Raw genomic sequence first — 17,960 nt, 5'->3', positions numbered from 1 at the left:
GGGCGGCCCGGCGAGAGGCCTGAGCTAACCCCCCGATAGCAATGAATGACTCCCACGCCTGCGCAAGCGGGCGTTTTTACTTGGAAAATCGAAACCGATGACCGCCCAACTGATCGACGGCAACGCCCTCGCCAAAACCATTCGCGCCGAGGTTGCCGGCCGCACCGCCGCACTGAAGGCCAAGGGCGTGGACCCGGCCCTTTCCATCATCCTCGTGGGCAGCGACCCGGCCAGCCAGGTCTACACGAAGCACAAGGTCAACGACAGCACCGAAACCGGCCTTGCGGCCACGCTCGAAACCTATCCTGCCGACATGAGCGAGGCCGCGCTGCTCGACCGCATCCGCGCCCTCAACGACGATCCCAAGGTGCACGGCATCCTGGTTCAGCTGCCGCTGCCCAGGCACATGGACAGCCAGAAGGTCATCGAGACGATCTCGCCCGCCAAGGACGTGGACGGCTTCCACGTGGCCAGCGCCGGTGCGCTCATGACCGGCGCGCCGGGCTTCTGGCCCTGCACGCCGTACGGCTGCATGAAGATGCTCGAATCCATCGGCTATGACCTGCGCGGCAAGCATGCGGTGGTCATCGGCCGCAGCAACATCGTCGGCAAGCCGATGGCCATGATGCTGCTCGCCAAGAGTGCGACCGTGACCATCTGCCACAGCGCCACGCAAGACCTGGCCGCCTTCACGCGCCAGGCCGACGTGATCGTTGCCGCGGTGGGCAAGCGCAACATCCTGACAGCCGGCATGGTGAAGCCCGGCGCGGTCGTGATCGACGTGGGCATGAACCGCAAGGAAGACGGCAAGCTCGCGGGCGACGTCGACTTCGACGGCGTCAAGGAAGTGGCCGGCTGGATCACTCCCGTGCCCGGCGGCGTCGGCCCCATGACGCGCGCCATGCTGCTCGTCAACACCCTTGAAGCCGCAGAACGCGCCGCCAAGTGACTTCCATGGCCATGAAGAACAATCCCCTCCTCGACTTCACCGATCTCCCGCTGTTCGACCGCATCAAGCCCGAACACGTTGCGCCCGCGGTCGACATCCTGCTGGCCGAAGCCGAGGCGGCGCTGCAGGCCGTGACGGCGGCCGATTTTCCCGCCGACTGGAATGCGATCTCCAAGGTGCTCGACGTCGCGTCCGAGCGCTTCAGCCGCGCCTGGGGCGCCGTCGGCCACCTCAACGCCGTGGCCGACACGCCGGAATTGCGCGCCGCCTACAACGAGGCCATGCCGCGCGTGACCGCCTTCTGGACCCGCCTGGGTTCCGACGAGCGCCTCTACGCCAAGTACAAGGCCATCGACGTGGCCACCCTCAACCCCGAGCAGCGCCAGGCGCACAAGAATGCCGTGCGCAACTTCGTGCTGGGCGGCGCGGAACTGCAGGGCGAGGCGAAGAAGCGCTTTGCCGACATCCAGGAGCGCCAGGCCGAGCTGAGCCAGAAGTTCAGCGAGAACGCGCTCGATGCGACCGATGCCTTCTCGTACTACGCGGCGCTGGGCGAGCTCGAGGGCGTGCCCGAAGACGTGGTGAGCGCGGCCCGCGCAGCAGCCGAAGCCGAAGGCAAGCAGGGCTACAAGCTCACGCTCAAGATGCCCTGCTACCTGCCCGTGATGCAGTTCGCCAGGAGCAGCGCGCTGCGCGAAACGCTCTACCGCGCCTACGTCACCCGTGCCAGCGAGCTCGGCGATCCGGCCTTCGACAACACGGCGCTGATCAACGAGATCCTCGCGCTGCGGGAAGAAGAAGCCAAACTGCTCGGCTACAAGAATTTCGGCGAGCTCTCGGTCGTGCCCAAGATGGCCGAGTCGCCCGAGCAGGTGATCAAGTTCCTGCGCGATCTCGCGGCCAAGGCCAAGCCGTACGGCGAACGCGACCTGGCCGACCTGCGCGCCTTCGCCGCGGAACAGTTGGGCATCACCGATCCGCAGGCCTGGGATTGGAGCTACATCGGCGAGAAGCTCAAGGAAGCGCGCTACGCCTTCAGCGAGCAGGAGGTCAAGCAGTACTTCCCGGCGCCCAAGGTGATGGCCGGCCTGTTCAAGATCGTCGAGACGCTGTTCGAGGTTTCGATTCGCCGCGACAGCGCGCCCACCTGGCATCCGAGCGTCGAGGTCTACCGCATCGAGCGGGCCGGGCAGAAGGTCGGCCAGTTCTACCTCGATCCTTCGGCCCGCGCCGCCAAGCGCGGCGGCGCCTGGATGGACGACGTGCGCGCGCGCTGGCTGCGCCCGGACGACGGCGTGCTGCAAACGCCCGTGGCGCAACTCGTGTGCAACTTCGCGAGCGGCGTCGACGGCAAGCCGCCGCTGCTCACGCACGACGACGTGACCACCCTGTTCCACGAATTCGGCCACGGCCTGCATCACATGCTCACGCAGGTGAACGAGCGCGACGTGTCGGGCATCAGCGGCGTCGAGTGGGACGCGGTCGAGTTGCCGAGCCAGTTCATGGAAAACTTCTGCTGGGAGTGGGATGTGCTCAGGCACATGACGGCCCACATCGACACCGGCGAGCCGCTGCCGCGCGCGCTGTTCGACAAGATGACCGCCGCCAAGAACTTCCAGAGCGGCCTGCAGACGCTGCGCCAGATCGAGTTCTCGCTGTTCGACATGCTGCTGCACACCGAGTACCAGGCCGGCGCCGCGCAGCCGGGCGGCGTGCTCGCGCTGCTGGGCAAGGTGCGCGCCGAGGTGGCCGTGATGCCTTCGCCTCCTTTCAGCCGCACGCCGAACACCTTCAGCCACATCTTCTCGGGCGGCTACGCGGCCGGCTACTACAGCTACAAGTGGGCCGAGGTGCTGAGCGCCGACGCCTATGCGGCCTTCGAGGAAACCGTGGGCGCCGACGGCCAGCCGAACATCGAGACCGGCCGCAGGTACCGCCAGGCCATCCTCGAAGCCGGCGGGAGCCGCAGCGCCATGGATTCGTTCAAGGCCTTCCGCGGCCGCGAGCCCCAGCTTGATGCGCTGCTGCGACACCAGGGCATGGCGCAGACCCAGCCCGCTTGATGCGGGCCTGAAGCTTGCGATACTCGGGCGATGCATCCGACCCACAAGAAATCCTCCTTGCATCGCCTGTCCGGCGCCGCCCTGCTGCTCGTCGCCGCGGGGGCGATGGCCCAGCCGATCTACCGCAACGTCGACAAGAACGGCAAGGTCACCTTCTCGGACCGTGCGCCCACCGCGAGCACGGAACCGGCCGCGGCGCCGCAGGCCGGCATCACGGCTCCCGCCAATGCCGGGCTGCCCTACGAGCTGCGGCAGGTGGCGCAGCGCTACCCCGTGACGCTCTACAGCAGCGAGGAATGCGCGCCCTGCGGCACGGCCCGTTCGCTGCTCGTCACGCGCGGCATCCCCTTCGAGGAGCGCACCGTCAAGAGCAACCAGGACGTCGAGGCGCTGCAGCGCCTGAGCAACCAGTCCTCGCTGCCGCTGCTGACGATCGGCTCACAGCAGCTCAAGGGCTACTCGGACGCCGAATGGTCGCAATACCTCGACGCCGCGGGCTATCCGAAGAGCAACAGCCTGCCTGCCGGCTACCGCAATCCGCCGGCCCGGCCGCTGGTGGCGGCGCAGCCGGCGCCCGCTGCACGCGAGCCCGCGCCCGTTGCCCAACCGGCGCCGGCCGCGCCCGCACCGAGCGGTCCGAGCCCGAGCAACCCGGCCGGCATCAAGTTCTGACCCGGCCGGCCGCCGGCCAGGGCTGGCGGCCGTTGGTCCTCAGTCGAACTGCATCGTTCGCACGCCCGCGGGCGTGCCCAGCAGGCACACGTCGGCCTTCTGATGGGCAAACACGCCGACCGTGACCACGCCCGGCCACTGGCTCACCTCGGATTCGAAGGCGAGCGGATCGCTGATCCGCAGCCCCGTCACGTCGACGATGTGCTGGCCGTTGTCCGTCACGAGCGGCAATCCGTCCTTCTCGCGCACCTGCGCGATGCCGCCCATGGCCTCGAACTGCCGCATCACGCGGCGCGCCGCCATCGGAATCACCTCCACCGGCAGCGGAAAGGCGCCGAGCGTATCGACCAGCTTGGATGCATCGGCGATGCAGACGAAGCGCCGCGACTGCGCCGCCACGATCTTCTCGCGCGTGAGCGCCGCGCCGCCGCCCTTCACCATGAAACCGCGGGGGTCGATCTCGTCGGCGCCGTCGATGTAGACGCCGAGTTCGTCGACCTCGTTGCTGTCGAACACCGGGATGCCCAGGGCGCGCAGGCGCTCGGTCGAGGCCACCGAGCTGGACACCGCGCCCTTGATCTGGTCCTTGATGGTGGCCAGCGCGTCGATGAACTTGTTCACCGTGGAGCCCGTGCCCACGCCGACGATTTCACCCTTGGCCACGTAGGCCAGCGCGGCGCGGCCGACCTGGGCCTTGAGTTCGTCCTGGGAGATGGCGCCCGCGCCGTTCGCGGCGCCGGCGGCGGAAGAAGGGGAAACGGGTGCAGTCATCGCGGAGAATCCTTGGCTCATTGAAGTCGAGAATTATCCGATGCCCCTGCTCCCCTCTTCGCTCTACGGCCTGGCCCGGCCCTTTCTGTTCGGCTTCGACCCGGAGCATGCCCACGAACTCACGCTCGACGGGTTGGCCCGCACGCAGAACACGCCGCTGGCCTGCGCCTACGCCGCGCCGCGCGTCGATGATCCGGTCACGCTGGCGGGGCTGGAATTTCCCAACCGCGTCGGCCTGGCCGCTGGCCTCGACAAGAACGCCCGCTGCATCGACGCCTTTGCCGCCATGGGTTTCGGCTTCGTCGAAGTCGGCACGGTCACGCCCAAGGCGCAGCCGGGCAACCCCAAGCCGCGCATGTTCCGCCTGCCCCAGCGCGACGCGCTCATCAACCGGCTCGGGTTCAACAACGAAGGGCTCGATGCCTTTCTTGCCAACGTGCAGAAGGCGCGCTTCCGCAGGAGCGGCAGCGGCGGCAGGAAGCCGATGCGGCTCGGGCTCAACATCGGAAAGAACGCCGCCACGCCCATCGAGAAGGCGGTGGACGACTACCTGGTCTGCCTGGACGGCGTGTACCCGCATGCCGACTACGTGACCATCAACATCTCGAGTCCCAACACCGCCAACCTGCGGACGCTGCAGAGCGACGAGGCACTCGACGCCCTGCTGGGCGCCATCGCCGAGCGCCGCCATGCGCTGGCCGAGCGCAGCCATCGGCGCGTGCCGCTGTTCGTGAAGATCGCTCCCGACCTGGACGAGGGCCAGGTCGCCGTGATCGCCGCCACGTTGCAGCGCCACGGCATGGACGGCGTGATCGCCACCAACACCACGCTGGCGCGCGATGCGGTTGCCGGCCTGCCGCATGCCAACGAAGCAGGCGGGCTCTCGGGCGCCCCCGTGCGCGAGGCGAGCAACCGCGTGGTCTCGCAACTGCGCGCGGCGCTGGGGCCGGCTTTTCCGATCATCGGGGTGGGAGGCATCCTGAGCGCGGCCGATGCCAGGGCCAAGATTGCCGCGGGCGCGGACGTGGTGCAGATCTACACCGGCCTCATCTACCGCGGCCCGGCGCTGGTGCGCGAAGCGGCGCAGGCATTGCTGCAAGGCCGCAGCGCCGCCTGAGCCTCCGCGCTTTTCTCTTTCTCAGCGCATGCGCCAGAGCACTGGCGCAATGAACGCAGCCCAGCGCAGCAGCCGCTTGGGACGGATCACCACCACGGCCACCGCGGCGGCGACGCCGGTGGCCACGGGGTGCTCCCGCGCAATGCGCAATGCCGCAGCTGCCGCCGATTCGTCGGCCGGCGGTGCCTCGGAGGAAGCAGCCGTTGCGCCGGCGGGCCGTGCCGGGCCTGCGCCCTGCATGGTGGCAATGCGCTCGCGCTGGCGATCCATGCGGGCGAGCAGTTCCTCGCGCGTGGCGGGCCGCCGGGGGCGCGGCGCTTCTTCATCCTGGTCGGGATCCTTGCCGAGGCCGAAGCTGTCCTGCACCCAGGCCCAGTCGCGTTCGAATTCGCGGCGTGCCGGCATGAAGCTGTTGGAAGCATTGCGAAGGGTCAGGAACAGCCCCAGCGCCGCGCCCAGCCAGAGCAGGACCCACACGCCGGCCACCGACCACGCCGCCGCGATGCGGTGCGGCGTTTCCCAGAAATGCACCACCACCGCCATCGACAGCAAGGCCACCGCCACCGTGGTCAGGCCGAGCACCGCCACCACCAGCACCAGCATCAGCTTGAGGCGCTGCTTCTCGTCCTCCCACGCCATGCGCAGGAGCTGCACGCGGTCTTCGGCCGCCAGCGCACCTTCGGCCGCAGCGATCCGCAGCCGCCGCAAACGGGCATCGAGCCCGAACAGGGACAGCAATCTCATGCGCCGAATCCGGCTCGGCGAGGAACGGCGCGGCGGCGGCTTGCGTTCAGGTCAGCGGCGGCCAAGCAGCAGGCCCACCAGCACGCCGACAGCCAGCGCGGCGCCGGCGATCTGCCACGGTTCGTCGTGGGCGTAGGCGTTGGCAGAGTTGGCCGCTTCGCGGGCCTTCTTGGCGGCCAGCTTGCTCTTTTCCGCGGCAAGTTCGCGTGCAATGGCGAGCTTGGTGTCGATGCGCTGGCGCAGCGCCTTGATGTGGGGAACCGAATCCAGGTCCTTGCTGGCCAGCACGCCGCGCACGTCGCTCGCGATGTCTTCGGCTGCCGCTTCGATATTGTTGGATGCACTCATTGGAAACTTTCCTCCGTGATGACACCGGCACCGCGCCGGCGGCTTCACGCCAGCAAATGGCGTGGTGTCATGTTACAGGCACAAAAGCCCCTCATGCACGGCAGTTATGCAGACTTCTGCACGCGATGGGCCCGGCATTGCGTCCGCGGTCAGCCCGCCGCGAGCAGGCGCTCGACGTACCGCCCGATCGCCAGGCTGCTCGTGAGCCCGGGCGACTCGATGCCGAAGAGATTGACCAGCCCGTGCACGCCGTGCGATTCGGGTCCGTCGATCATGAAGTCGCGCGCCGGCTCGTCCGGGCCCGAGATCTTGGGCCGCATGCCTGCGTAGCCCGGAATCAGCGCTCCGTCGGGCAAGGCAGGCCAGTACTTGCGCACCTCGGCGTAGAAGCCATGGCCGCGCGCCGGGTCCACCACGAGGTCGTCGGCCGATTGCACCCATTGCACGTCGGGGCCGAACTTGGCTTGCCCGCCCAGGTCGATCGTCAGGTGCACGCCTAATCCGCCGGGTTCGGGCACCGGATAGACGAGGCGGCTGAAGGGCGCGCGGCCCGACAGCGTGAAATAGCTGCCCTTGGCAAAGTAGGCGGTGGGCACGGCCGCCGACGGCAGGCCTTCGAAGCGGCGGGCCAGTTCGGGCGCGAGGAGCCCGGCCGCGTTGACCACGGTGTTGCAGCGCAGCGCCGTCCCGTCTTCAGCTACCAGGACGATAGCGTCCCGGCCGCATTCCGCACGGGCGATGGGCGATTTCAGCGCCAGCATGCCGCCCGCGTTCTCCAGGTCGCCGAGCAGGCTCAGCATCAAGGCATGGCTGTCGACGATGCCGGTGCTCGGCGAATGCAATGCCGCCACGCAGTGGAGCTGCGGCTCCAGGGCCATGGCCTGCTGCGCAGTCAGCAGCACGAGGTCGCCAACACCGTTGGCGGCCGCCTTGGCACGGATGACTTCCAGCTGGGCCACCTGCTCGGCCGAAGTCGCAACGATCAGCTTGCCGCAGCGCCGGTGGGGCACGCCGCGCTCTGCTGCGTAGTCATAAAGCGCCTCCTTGCCCTCCACGCAAAGCCTGGCCTTGAGCGAGCCCTGCGGGTAGTAGATGCCCGCATGAATCACCTCGCTGTTGCGCGAACTGGTGCCGGTGCCAATGGCACCTTCGGCTTCCAGCACCACCACCTCCCGGCCCGCGAGCGCCAAGGCGCGCGCCACTGCCAGCCCCACCACACCGCCGCCGATGACGGCGCAATCGAGTTCATCCATCGTGCGAGCTTATCGCGGCTCGCGGGCGGATTTCTCAGGACGTGGTGGGGGGCGGCTCGGGATCGGTCGGCTCGTCGGGCGGCGTGCTCGGCCCTTCGTCGGGCTCCACGGGCAGGTCCGGCGTGATGGGGGACGGAAGGTCGGGATGGGTGGCCATGGCGGATGCTCTCCTTTGCCTTTTTCTAAGCTGCTGCGGTAAACCTTCAGCCAGCACAGGGCGGCGATCGGCGTCAGCGCGAGCCGACAGTTTCTTGAATCAGGCCACCACAACGAGGGCTTGACCCGCTATGTACGACGAAACGGTACGCTTCCGCATCGAAGGCAGATGTGATGTACTTTGACGCGTCGTTCCACAGGGAGAGAGATATGTCGACCATCGACGCGAACGGGATGCTCATCGATCCCAGAGCAGAGTGATCGCCAGACGTTCATCCGGCATCGAACACGGCGCCCTGCCCAAGGTGCTGGCCATCGTCGTCCATCAAACAGACTCATCGACCGCCGAGTCCAGTCTCAACAGCTACGGAGATGGTGGCAATGGCGCCCATTTCCTCATCGACAAGAATGGCCAGATCTATCAAACGGCCAGCCTGTACTCGCGCTGCTATCACGTCGGCAAATTGATCAAGTCGAAGTGCCTGACCGTCAACAAGAACACGTGCGACACGGCAGCCATGGCCAAGATGCTGGCAATGTCGTGGATTCAGCAGATCAACGCACTGGATGCGCATGAACGCGCCAAGTCGTATCCGGACCGGTACCCGGTCAACAGCGAGGCCATCGGCATCGAGCTCGTGGGACTGCACATCGACGAGAAGACCTATGAAGCGGTGACGGCTGCGCAGAACACGGCGCTGCAATGGCTCATCGACGAGCTGTATGCCCAGTTCAACCTGAAGCCCGCCGATGTCTACAGACACCCGACGGTTTCATACAAAAATCCGGGCGAAGCGAGCTCGGCGATATGGAAATGAAGTCTCGGATCGCCGCCACGGCAGCCGCGGCGTTGCTCGTTGCAGCGTGTGCAACCGGCAGCACAGGGTTCACGGACGTCTTTGTCGCCGACTTCCGATCCGACCAACCCGCCACCTGCCGCCCGACGGATGTGCCGCAAAACCACGCCAAGGCGCGCGAGTTCTTCTCGCGGGCCAAACAGGTTGACTACAAGACACTGCACGACAACTATGAGCAGGCGCCCTGCTTTGTCGAAGGTACGCTGAAGCAGCGCGGCAAATCATGCGACTGGCAGATTCGCGCGGGCGCCACGGGCGCGGTTCAGTGCGGGGAACAGCGGCTGTACTTCGCCTGCGATACCTGCAATGACCTGTTCGGCATGAAGTAGGTAGACGCAAAAAAAGCGACTTGGACAATCCAGGTCGCTTTATTCAGAAAATTGGTGGGCGGTGGAGGCTTCGAACCTCCGACCCCAGCAGTGTGAATGCTGTGCTCTACCCCTGAGCTAACCGCCCTTTCAATCCCTTGGCGCCGCTGCTGCAGTGCCTTGGAATTAATCGCGTTGCGCGAAGCCTTCGATTATGCCACAGGATTTCAGCTGTTTTGCCGAAACAGCGTGCGCCCGTTGCTGGATTTGTCGAGCTGCGACAACACGGCTTCGTGCGCCGCAAGCTCCTGCTCGGCGGCCATGATCACCGGCAGGTCGAACTGGCTCAGGTCGATGGCCACCACCGTGGTGCCCTGCGCCGGCTCGTTCGAGGCCACGTCGATCAGCAGGGCGTCCTGGCCGCGCGTGAGATTGATGTACACGTCAGCCAGCAGCTGCGCGTCGAGCTTGGCGCCGTGGAAGGTGCGGTTCGAGCGGTCGACGCCGAAGCGGTCGCACAGCGCGTCGAGCGAATTGCGCTTGCCCGGGTAGACCTGCTTGGCCATGGCCAGCGTGTCGGTCACCTCGCCGACGAAGCTGCGCAGCGGCGGCAGGCCGGCCAGCTCGAGTTCCTTGTTGAGGAAGCCGACGTCGAAGGCCGCGTTGTGGATGATCAGCTCCGCGCCGCGCAGGTACTCGACGATGTCGTTGGCCAGCGTGGCGAACTTCGGCTTGTCGCGCAGGAAGTCGGTCGTGAGGCCGTGCACCTTGAGCGCGTCCTCGTGGCTCTCGCGCTCGGGATTGAAGTAGATGTGCAGGTCGTTGCCGGTGAGCTTGCGGGCGAACAGCTCCACGCAGCCGAGCTCGATGATGCGGTCGCCGTTCTCCGCGGACAGGCCGGTGGTTTCAGTGTCGAGGACGATCTGGCGCGACATGCAGTGGCTCTTTCAGTGGTTTTCTTTGGCGTGGTTGATCGAGTACTTGGGAATCTCGATCGTCACATCTTCCTGCGCCAGGATCGCCTGGCAGCTCAGGCGCGATTGTGGCTCCAGGCCCCAGGCGCGGTCGAGCAGGTCTTCCTCGCCCTCCTCGGCCTCGTTCAGCGAATTGAAGCCCTGGCGCACGACCACGTGGCAGGTGGTGCAGGCGCAGCTCATCTCGCAGGCGTGCTCGATGTTGATGTGATTGTCGAGCAGCGCCTCGCAGATCGAGGTGCCGGCCGGCGCCGTGATTTCTGCACCCTCGGGGCAGTACTCGGGATGCGGAAATATCTTGATGGTGGGCATGTGGTTCTCAGAGGGATTCGAGCTTGCGGCCCGACAACGCGCGCGCAATGCCCGCGTTCATGCGCTGGGCGGCAAAGGCTTCGGTGTCGTTGGCCAGCGCCTTGGTGGCGCCTTCGATGGCCGCGGCGTCATTGCCCTTGGCGGCTTCGCGCAGCTTCGCCATCGACGCATCGATGACAGCGCGCTCTTCTTCGCCCAGCAGATCGCCGTCGGCATCGAGCGCGCTCTGGGTGGCAAGCAGCATGCGCTCGGCATCGACGCGCGCCTCCACCAGCGCACGCGCCTGCATGTCCTGCTGCGCGGTGGAAAAGCTCTCCTGCAGCATGGTCGCGATCTGGTCGTCCGAGAGTCCGTACGAAGGCTTGACCGCCACGCTGGCCTCCACGCCGCTGCCCTGCTCCTTGGCGCTGACGCTCAGCAAGCCATCGGCATCGACGGTGAAGGTCACGCGGATGCGCGCCGCGCCTGCCGCCATGGGTGGGATGCCGCGCAGCGTGAAGCGCGCCAGGCTGCGGCAGTCGGCGACCAGGTCGCGTTCGCCCTGCACCACGTGCAGTGCGAGGGCCGTCTGGCCGTCCTGGTAGGTGGTGAAGTCCTGCGCCATTGCCGTGGGAATAGTCTGGTTGCGCGGCACGATGCGCTCGACCAGCCCGCCCATGGTCTCGATGCCCAGCGACAGCGGGATCACGTCGAGCAGCAGCAGATCGCCCGCGCCGTTGTTGCCGGCCAGCTGGTTGGCCTGGATGGCGGCGCCGAGCGCCACGACCTCGTCGGGGTTCAGGTTGATGAGCGGCTCGCGGCCGAAGAATTCGGCGACGGCGCGGCGGATCTGCGGCATGCGGGTGGAGCCGCCGACCAGCACGATGCCCTGCAAGTCGTCGGGCTTGAGCTTCGCGTCGCGCAGCGCCTTGCGAACCGCCGCGATCGTGCGGTCGGTGAGCGGCTTGGTGGCGGCGTCGAACTGTGCGCGCGCCAGGTCGAAACGGGCGGCGCCGCCGGCAAGCTCGGCGTGGAACGCCACGGAATCGGCATCGGTCAGCGCCTCCTTGGCCGCACGGGCAGCCACCAGCACGGCGGCCTTGTCGGCGTCGCTGCCCACCTGCAGGCCGGTTTGCGCGAGCACGAAGTCGGCGAGCGCGTGGTCGTAGTCGTCGCCGCCCAGGGCCGAGTCGCCACCCGTGGCAATGACCTCGAACACGCCCTGCGTGAGCCGCAGGATCGAGATGTCGAAGGTGCCGCCGCCCAGGTCGTAGACGGCGTAGACGCCTTCGCTCGCGTTGTCCAGGCCATAGGCAATGGCCGCGGCCGTGGGCTCGCTGATCAGGCGCAGCACGTTGAGGCCGGCAAGCTGCGCGGCGTCCTTGGTGGCCTGGCGCTGGCCTTCGTCGAAGTAGGCCGGCACGGTGATGACGGCGCCGTAGAGCTCGCCGTCGAAGGTGTCTTCGGCGCGGTAGCGCAAGGTGGCCAGGATCTCGGCGCTGATCTCCACCGGCGACTTGATGCCGGCAGCCGTCTCCACCTTGACCATGCCGCCCTCGTCCACCAGCCGGTACGACATCGACTCGCGGTTGGCGATGTCAGCCAGCCCGCGGCCCATGAGGCGCTTGACCGAGGTGATGGTGTTCGCGGCGTCCTGCGCGCGCGCGGCGAGCGCGTCGAAGCCGATCTGGCGCCGCTCGCGGTCGAGATAGCGCACGGCAGAAGGCAGGATCACGCGGCCCTGGTCGTCAGGCAGGCATTCGGCCACGCCATTGCGCACCGCTGCCACCAGCGAATGCGTGGTGCCCAGGTCGATGCCCACGGCAATGCGGCGCTGATGCGGATCGGGCGCCTGGCCGGGTTCGGAAATTTGAAGAAGAGCCATACCGGCTATTGTCCCAACTGATCGAATTTGGCTTCGACGTCCTGTCCGAAGCGCTCAATGAACATGAGGGCTCTCACCTGCTGCGCGGCGGCCGGGTAGTCGCCCTTCTCGTCGATCAGCCAGTCGAGCGACGACAGCGCGCGGGCGCGGCCGGCTTCGACTTCGGCCTGCAGCTGCTCGACCGCGGCAACGTCGCCGGCGTCGTCGAGCGCCTCGCGCCATTCCATCTGCTGCATCAGGAAATCGGGCGGCATGGCGGTGTTGTTCTCGGCGTTCAGCGGCGCACCGTGGAGCTCGCAGATGTAGCTGGCCCGCCGGATCGGGTCCTTGAGGCGCTGGTAGGCCTCGTTGATGCGCACCGACCATTGCATCGCCACGCGCTGCGCCGCGGCGCCCTGCGCGGCAAAGCGGTCTGGATGGGCCTCGCGCTGCAGTTCCTTCCACCGGGCGTCGAGCACGGCGCGGTCCTGCGCGAAGGTTGCGGGGACTGCGAACAGTTGAAAGTCGGTGTCGTTGAGGTTCATGGCAAGAAAAAACCGCCAGCACATGACATGGTGGCGGCTGTGGTCGCTGTCAGCGACGGCGCATCAGATGCGGAAACTCTCTCCGCAACCGCAGCGGTCCCGCTCGTTCGGATTGATGAACTTGAAGCCTTCGTTCAGGCCTTCGCGCACGAAGTCGAGCTGCGTGCCGTCGATGTAGGCCAGGCTCTTGGGGTCGACCAGCACCTTCACGCCGTGGTCTTCGAATACCACGTCTTCAGGCGCGAACTCGTCCACGTACTCGAGCTTGTAGGCCAGGCCCGAGCAGCCGGTGGTCTTCACGCCCAGCCGCACGCCCACGCCCTTGCCGCGTTTGCCGAGGTAGCGGGTGACGTGGCGCGCGGCGGCTTCGGTCAGCGTAACGGCCATGTCAGTGGACTGCCGATGGTTCGGCTTCTGCCGTCTTGGCGCCGTGCTTGGCCTTGTAGTCGCTCACGGCGGCCTTGATGGCGTCTTCGGCCAGGATCGAGCAGTGGATCTTGACGGGCGGCAGCGCCAGTTCCTCGGCGATCTGCGCGTTCTTGAGCGCCGCGGCTTCGTCGAGCGTCTTGCCCTTGACCCACTCGGTCACGAGCGAGGACGACGCGATGGCCGAGCCGCAGCCGTAGGTCTTGAAGCGCGCGTCTTCGATCACGCCGGTTTCGGGGTTGACCTTGATCTGCAGCTTCATGACGTCGCCGCAGGCCGGCGCGCCGACCATGCCGGTGCCGACCGAGTCGTCGCCCTTTTCGAAGGAGCCGACGTTGCGGGGGTTTTCGTAGTGGTCGATGACCTTGGATGAATATGCCATGGTGTACCTCTCAAACTTTGTTCAATGCGTCAGTGGGCCGACCACTGGATCGTGCTGATGTCGACGCCGTCCTGGAACATCTCCCACAGGGGGCTCAGCTCGCGCAGCTTGGCGACGTTGTGCTTGATGGTCGAGATGGCGTAGTCGATTTCTTCCTCGGTCGTGAAACGGCCGATGGTCATGCGCAGGCTGCTGTGGGCCAGCTCGTCGCTGCGGCCGAGGGCGCGCAGCACGTAGCTGGGTTCGAGGCTGGCCGAGGTGCAGGCCGAACCCGACGACACCGCCAGGCCCTTGATGCCCATGATCAGCGACTCGCCTTCCACGTAGTTGAAGCTCATGTTCAGGTTGTGCGGCACACGCTGCTCGAGGTCGCCGTTGATGAACACCTGGTCCACGTCCTTCAGGCCGTCGAGCAGGCGCTTCTGCAGGCGCGCCGCCTTGGCGATGTCTTCCTTCATTTCGAGCTTGGCGATGCGGAAGGCCTCGCCCATGCCCACGATCTGGTGCGTGGGCAGCGTGCCCGAACGCATGCCGCGCTCGTGGCCGCCGCCGTGCATCTGTGCCTCGAGCCGCACGCGGGGCTTGCGGCGCACGTACAGCGCGCCGATGCCCTTGGGGCCGTAGGTCTTGTGCGAAGCCAGGCTCATCAGGTCGATGGGCAGCTTGGCAATGTCGATCTCGACCTTGCCGGTGGCCTGGGCCGCGTCGACATGGAAGATCACGCCTTTTTCGCGGCAGGCGTTGCCGAGCGCGACCACGTCCTGGATGACGCCGATCTCGTTGTTGACGTACATCACGCTCGCAAGGATGGTGTCGGGGCGGATCGCCGCCTTGAACTTGTCCAGGTCGAGCAGGCCGTTTTCCTCGACGTCCATGTAGGTGACTTCGAAGCCCTGGCGCTCGAGTTCGCGCATGGTGTCGAGCACGGCCTTGTGCTCGGTCTTCACCGTGATGAGGTGCTTGCCCTTGCCCTTGTAGAAATGGGCCGCGCCCTTGAGCGCGAGGTTGTTCGACTCGGTGGCGCCGGAGGTCCAGACGATCTCGCGCGGGTCGGCTCCGATCAGCTCGGCCACGTAGCCGCGCGCCTTCTCGACCGCCTCTTCAGCCTCCCAGCCCCAGGCGTGGCTGCGCGACGCCGGGTTGCCGAAGTGCTCGCGCAACCAGGGGATCATGGCGTCGACCACGCGCGGGTCAACCGGCGTGGTGGCGCCGTAATCGAGATAGATCGGGAAATGAGGAGTGACGTCCATGGCTGGCTCGGGCTGGCGTGGGGTTGTTTCTTTGATCTGGGCTTCTCGCGGCAGCGCCCGAAGGCGCTCCGCGGCTTCTTCAGGACTTCGCGAAGGCGTTGCCGAGGGCAAACACCGAATTCGGCGCGTTCACGCGAATCGGCTTGACCACTGGCTGCGCGGAAATCGCGCGCTTGACGACTGGCTTGTTCTCGATCTGCACGCCCTTGGCGATCTGGTCGTCGACCAGCTTCTGCAGCGTGACGGAATCGAGGAACTCGACCATGCGCTGGTTCAGCGAGGCCCAGAGCTCGTGCGTCATGCAGCGGCCGGCTTCGCCCAGGCAGTTTTCCTTGCCGCCGCATTGCGTGGCATCGATGGGCTCATCGACGGAAACAATGATGTCTGCGACGGTGATATCCGCAGCCTTGCGGCCGAGGCTGTAGCCGCCGCCGGGGCCGCGGGTCGACTCGACCAGCTCATGGCGGCGCAGTTTGCCGAACAGCTGTTCGAGATACGACAACGAAATCTGCTGCCGCTGGCTGATCGCAGCCAGCGTGACCGGACCGGTGTTCTGACGCAGCGCCAGATCGATCATTGCTGTGACCGCAAAACGGCCTTTGGTAGTGAGACGCATCGCAAGCTCCTTCAAGTGCTTACCGTTGAAATGACACCGTGCCCCAAGGCCGCGGTGACTTCGTCTCCGCCCTGCCCGACCCCTGGCGCTGGTGAACCAGCCAGTGGGATCGGTTCTTCATCGCGAAGTTCTTTTTTGTTGTTGTTGAGTATTTCGCTCAAGTATAGCAGAAGACCTTCAGGTCTGCTCGGGTAAACCCCAGCGGGAATCGCTTGAAGAAACCGGAACCCCCTCCTAGGACGGCAGGACGGCGATATTGTCCCCGCCGGAGGCGCCAAAAGCCTGCTCCCGCAGCAGCGCCAGCTGGTCGCGCACCCGGGCCGCCTTCTCGAATTCGAGGTTGCGGGCGTGCTCCATCATGAGCTTTTCGAGCCGCTTGATCTCGCGGGCGATGTCCTTTTCGCTCATGTCCTCGACCTTGGCGCGCTCCAGGTCGAGCTTGGCCATTTCCTTGCCGGTCTTTTCGCTGTAGACGCCGTCGATCAGGTCGCGCACCTGCTTGACGATGCTGCGCGGGGTGATGCCGTTGGCCTCGTTGTAGGCAATCTGCCGGGCGCGGCGGCGCTCGGTTTCGCCGATGGCCTTTTTCATGGAGTCTGTCATCCGGTCGGCATAGAGGATGGCCTTGCCGTTCAGGTTGCGCGCCGCGCGGCCGATGGTCTGGATCAGCGAGCGCTCGGCGCGCAGGAAGCCCTCCTTGTCGGCGTCCAGGATGGCCACCAGCGACACCTCGGGAATGTCCAGGCCCTCGCGCAGCAGGTTGATGCCCACCAGCACGTCGAAGCTGCCCAGGCGCAGGTCGCGCAAGATTTCGACCCGCTCCACGGTGTCGACGTCGCTGTGCAGGTAGCGCACCTTCACGCCGTTGTCGCCCAGGTAGTCGGTCAGCTGCTCGGCCATGCGCTTGGTCAGCGTGGTGATGAGCACGCGCTCGTTCTTGTCGACGCGGATGCGGATTTCGCCCAGCACGTCGTCCACCTGGTGGGTTGCGGGGCGCACCTCGACCTCGGGGTCGATCAGGCCGGTCGGCCGCACCAGCTGCTCGACCACGTTGCCGGCATGGTCCTTCTCGTACTGCGCCGGCGTGGCCGAGACGAAGATGCACTGGCGCATGCGCGTCTCGAACTCCTCCAGCTTGAGCGGGCGGTTGTCCAGCGCGCTTGGCAGCCGGAAGCCGTATTCGACCAGCGTGGTCTTGCGGGCCCGGTCGCCGTTGTACATGGCGCTGAGCTGGCCGACCATCTGGTGGCTCTCGTCGAGGAACATCAGCGCGTCCTTCGGCAGGTAGTCGGTCAAGGTGGCGGGCGGCTCGCCCGGGGCGGCGCCCGAGAGGTGGCGCGTGTAGTTCTCGATGCCCTTGCAGTGGCCGATCTCGGCCAGCATCTCCAGGTCGAAGCGGGTGCGCTGCTCCAGGCGCTGCGCCTCCACCAGCTTGCCCTGCGAGACGAATTCCTTGAGCCGCTCGGCCAGCTCGATCTTGATGGTCTCGACCGCGCTCAGCACCTTGTCGCGCGGCGTCACGTAGTGGCTGGACGGGTATACGGTGAAGCGCGGGATCTTCTGGCGGATGCGGCCCGTGAGCGGATCGAACAGCTGCAGCGTCTCGATCTCGTCGTCGAACAGCTCGATGCGGATGGCCAGCTCGCTGTGCTCGGCCGGAAACACGTCGATGGTGTCGCCGCGCACGCGGAAGGTGCCGCGCGAAAAGTCCTGCTCGTTGCGGGTGTACTGCATGCGGATCAGCCGCCCGATCACGTCGCGCTGGCCGATCTGGTCGCCCACCCGCATGATGAAACGCATCTGCGTGTAGTCCTCGGGCGTGCCGATGCCGTAGATGGCGCTCACCGTGGCCACGATGACCGTGTCGCGCCGCTCCAGCACGCTCTTGGTGGCCGACAGGCGCATCTGCTCGATGTGCTCGTTGATCGACGAGTCTTTCTCGATGAACAGGTCGCGCTGCGGCACGTAGGCCTCGGGCTGGTAGTAGTCGTAATAGCTCACGAAGTACTCGACGGCGTTCTTGGGGAAGAACTCGCGGAATTCGCTGTAGAGCTGCGCCGCCAGCGTCTTGTTGGGCGCGAACACGATGGCCGGGCGGCCCAGCCGTGCGATCACGTTGGCCATGGTGAAGGTCTTGCCCGAGCCCGTGACGCCCAGCAGCGTCTGGAACACCTCGCCGTCGAGCACGCCCTCGACCAGGCCGTCAATGGCCTTCGGCTGGTCCCCGGCCGGCGGGTAGGGCTGGAAAAGTTCGAAAGGCGAACCGGGGTATTTGATGAATTCGCCCTGCTTCGCCGGCCCGATCGGGTCCAGTTTCTTCAGGTCTGCTATGGCTTCGTTGTTCTCTGGCATGGCTGTTCCCGACAGGTGGCGA

At 66.4% G+C, this 17,960-nt stretch carries 20 protein-coding genes and 1 tRNA gene; 6 read left to right on the top strand and 15 right to left on the bottom strand.

Annotated features, from left to right (window positions below; translation table 11 throughout):
* Positions 1-97: 97 nt before the first annotated feature.
* Genes folD through ACAM58_RS10725 form a run of 3 tightly spaced genes read left to right on the top strand, consistent with a single transcriptional unit; the run spans position 98 to position 3,684 of the window.
* The gene (folD, locus tag ACAM58_RS10735) at positions 98-949 is read left to right on the top strand and encodes a bifunctional methylenetetrahydrofolate dehydrogenase/methenyltetrahydrofolate cyclohydrolase FolD (RefSeq protein ID WP_018902811.1); all 852 of its coding nucleotides are present in this window, start codon (positions 98-100) and stop codon (positions 947-949) included.
* Between the two features lie 5 nt (positions 950-954).
* A complete protein-coding gene (locus ACAM58_RS10730; RefSeq protein ID WP_018902812.1) occupies positions 955-3,012 on the top strand; it encodes a M3 family metallopeptidase in 2,058 nt (685 codons plus the stop codon).
* 30 nt (positions 3,013-3,042) lie between these two features.
* Positions 3,043-3,684, top strand: a complete 642-nt coding sequence (locus tag ACAM58_RS10725; protein WP_012747276.1) for a glutaredoxin family protein — start codon at positions 3,043-3,045, stop codon at positions 3,682-3,684.
* A 39-nt stretch (positions 3,685-3,723) separates the two neighbouring features.
* Here ACAM58_RS10725 and rpiA read toward each other — a convergent pair whose 3' ends face one another.
* The gene (rpiA, locus tag ACAM58_RS10720; RefSeq protein WP_018902813.1) at positions 3,724-4,455 is read right to left on the bottom strand and encodes a ribose-5-phosphate isomerase RpiA; all 732 of its coding nucleotides are present in this window, start codon (positions 4,453-4,455) and stop codon (positions 3,724-3,726) included.
* 40 nt (positions 4,456-4,495) lie between these two features.
* On the opposite strand from rpiA, the gene ACAM58_RS10715 reads away from it, so the two are divergent.
* Entirely contained in the window at positions 4,496-5,572 is a 1,077-nt protein-coding gene (locus tag ACAM58_RS10715) for a quinone-dependent dihydroorotate dehydrogenase (protein WP_018902814.1), read from the top strand.
* A 21-nt stretch (positions 5,573-5,593) separates the two neighbouring features.
* Here the strand turns inward: ACAM58_RS10715 and ACAM58_RS10710 are convergent, their stop codons facing one another.
* The 4 genes from ACAM58_RS10710 to ACAM58_RS10695 all read right to left on the bottom strand — a co-directional run bounded on the left by ACAM58_RS10710 (position 5,594) and on the right by ACAM58_RS10695 (position 8,074).
* Positions 5,594-6,316 (bottom strand): phage holin family protein, encoded by a 723-nt coding sequence (locus ACAM58_RS10710; protein ID WP_018902815.1) that lies wholly within the window; start codon positions 6,314-6,316, stop codon positions 5,594-5,596.
* Between the two features lie 51 nt (positions 6,317-6,367).
* The gene (locus tag ACAM58_RS10705; protein WP_012747272.1) at positions 6,368-6,664 is read right to left on the bottom strand and encodes a DUF883 family protein; all 297 of its coding nucleotides are present in this window, start codon (positions 6,662-6,664) and stop codon (positions 6,368-6,370) included.
* Positions 6,665-6,813: 149 nt separating this feature from the next.
* On the bottom strand, positions 6,814-7,917 hold the full coding sequence (locus ACAM58_RS10700; protein ID WP_012747271.1) for an NAD(P)/FAD-dependent oxidoreductase: 1,104 nt from the start codon (positions 7,915-7,917) through the stop codon (positions 6,814-6,816).
* Between the two features lie 34 nt (positions 7,918-7,951).
* Positions 7,952-8,074: a hypothetical protein gene (locus ACAM58_RS10695; protein WP_018902816.1), complete on the bottom strand. Its 123-nt coding sequence runs from the start codon at positions 8,072-8,074 to the stop codon at positions 7,952-7,954.
* Positions 8,075-8,330: 256 nt separating this feature from the next.
* On the opposite strand from ACAM58_RS10695, the gene ACAM58_RS10690 reads away from it, so the two are divergent.
* Together ACAM58_RS10690 and ACAM58_RS10685 are read left to right on the top strand one after the other, a co-directional pair.
* Positions 8,331-8,891 carry a peptidoglycan recognition family protein gene (locus ACAM58_RS10690; RefSeq protein WP_230537694.1) on the top strand — a complete coding sequence of 187 codons (561 nt, stop codon included), beginning with the start codon at positions 8,331-8,333 and terminating at the stop codon, positions 8,889-8,891.
* The gene (locus tag ACAM58_RS10685; RefSeq protein WP_026283784.1) at positions 8,882-9,259 is read left to right on the top strand and encodes a hypothetical protein; all 378 of its coding nucleotides are present in this window, start codon (positions 8,882-8,884) and stop codon (positions 9,257-9,259) included. The genes ACAM58_RS10690 and ACAM58_RS10685 overlap by 10 nt, the downstream gene beginning before the upstream one ends.
* A gap of 52 nt (positions 9,260-9,311) precedes the next feature.
* Here the strand turns inward: ACAM58_RS10685 and ACAM58_RS10680 are convergent.
* The 10 genes from ACAM58_RS10680 to uvrB all read right to left on the bottom strand — a co-directional run bounded on the left by ACAM58_RS10680 (position 9,312) and on the right by uvrB (position 17,938).
* A tRNA-Val gene (locus ACAM58_RS10680) sits at positions 9,312-9,386 on the bottom strand.
* Between the two features lie 79 nt (positions 9,387-9,465).
* The gene (dnaQ, locus tag ACAM58_RS10675; protein ID WP_012747267.1) at positions 9,466-10,173 is read right to left on the bottom strand and encodes a DNA polymerase III subunit epsilon; all 708 of its coding nucleotides are present in this window, start codon (positions 10,171-10,173) and stop codon (positions 9,466-9,468) included.
* Positions 10,174-10,185: 12 nt separating this feature from the next.
* Positions 10,186-10,524 (bottom strand): ISC system 2Fe-2S type ferredoxin, encoded by a 339-nt coding sequence (gene fdx / locus ACAM58_RS10670; RefSeq protein ID WP_012747266.1) that lies wholly within the window; start codon positions 10,522-10,524, stop codon positions 10,186-10,188.
* 7 nt (positions 10,525-10,531) lie between these two features.
* A complete protein-coding gene (hscA, locus tag ACAM58_RS10665) occupies positions 10,532-12,388 on the bottom strand; it encodes a Fe-S protein assembly chaperone HscA (RefSeq protein WP_018902818.1) in 1,857 nt (618 codons plus the stop codon).
* Positions 12,389-12,393: 5 nt separating this feature from the next.
* Positions 12,394-12,912 (bottom strand): Fe-S protein assembly co-chaperone HscB, encoded by a 519-nt coding sequence (gene hscB, locus ACAM58_RS10660; RefSeq protein WP_018902819.1) that lies wholly within the window; start codon positions 12,910-12,912, stop codon positions 12,394-12,396.
* A 63-nt stretch (positions 12,913-12,975) separates the two neighbouring features.
* Entirely contained in the window at positions 12,976-13,299 is a 324-nt protein-coding gene (gene iscA, locus ACAM58_RS10655) for an iron-sulfur cluster assembly protein IscA (RefSeq protein ID WP_012747263.1), read from the bottom strand.
* 1 nt (position 13,300) lies between these two features.
* Entirely contained in the window at positions 13,301-13,720 is a 420-nt protein-coding gene (gene iscU, locus ACAM58_RS10650) for a Fe-S cluster assembly scaffold IscU (RefSeq protein WP_012747262.1), read from the bottom strand.
* Positions 13,721-13,749: 29 nt separating this feature from the next.
* Positions 13,750-14,970, bottom strand: a complete 1,221-nt coding sequence (locus ACAM58_RS10645; protein ID WP_012747261.1) for an IscS subfamily cysteine desulfurase — start codon at positions 14,968-14,970, stop codon at positions 13,750-13,752.
* 79 nt (positions 14,971-15,049) lie between these two features.
* Positions 15,050-15,586 carry a Fe-S cluster assembly transcriptional regulator IscR gene (iscR, locus tag ACAM58_RS10640; RefSeq protein WP_007828186.1) on the bottom strand — a complete coding sequence of 179 codons (537 nt, stop codon included), beginning with the start codon at positions 15,584-15,586 and terminating at the stop codon, positions 15,050-15,052.
* Positions 15,587-15,820: 234 nt separating this feature from the next.
* On the bottom strand, positions 15,821-17,938 hold the full coding sequence (uvrB, locus tag ACAM58_RS10635) for an excinuclease ABC subunit UvrB (protein WP_012747260.1): 2,118 nt from the start codon (positions 17,936-17,938) through the stop codon (positions 15,821-15,823).
* Positions 17,939-17,960: the final 22 nt, after the last annotated feature.

The sequence above is a fragment of the Variovorax sp. V116 genome (assembly GCF_041154435.1).
GTDB lineage: Bacteria > Pseudomonadota > Gammaproteobacteria > Burkholderiales > Burkholderiaceae_C > Variovorax > Variovorax paradoxus.
Note: the sequence above shows the minus strand (reverse complement) of the source record. Positions and strands in the feature narration are given on the sequence as shown.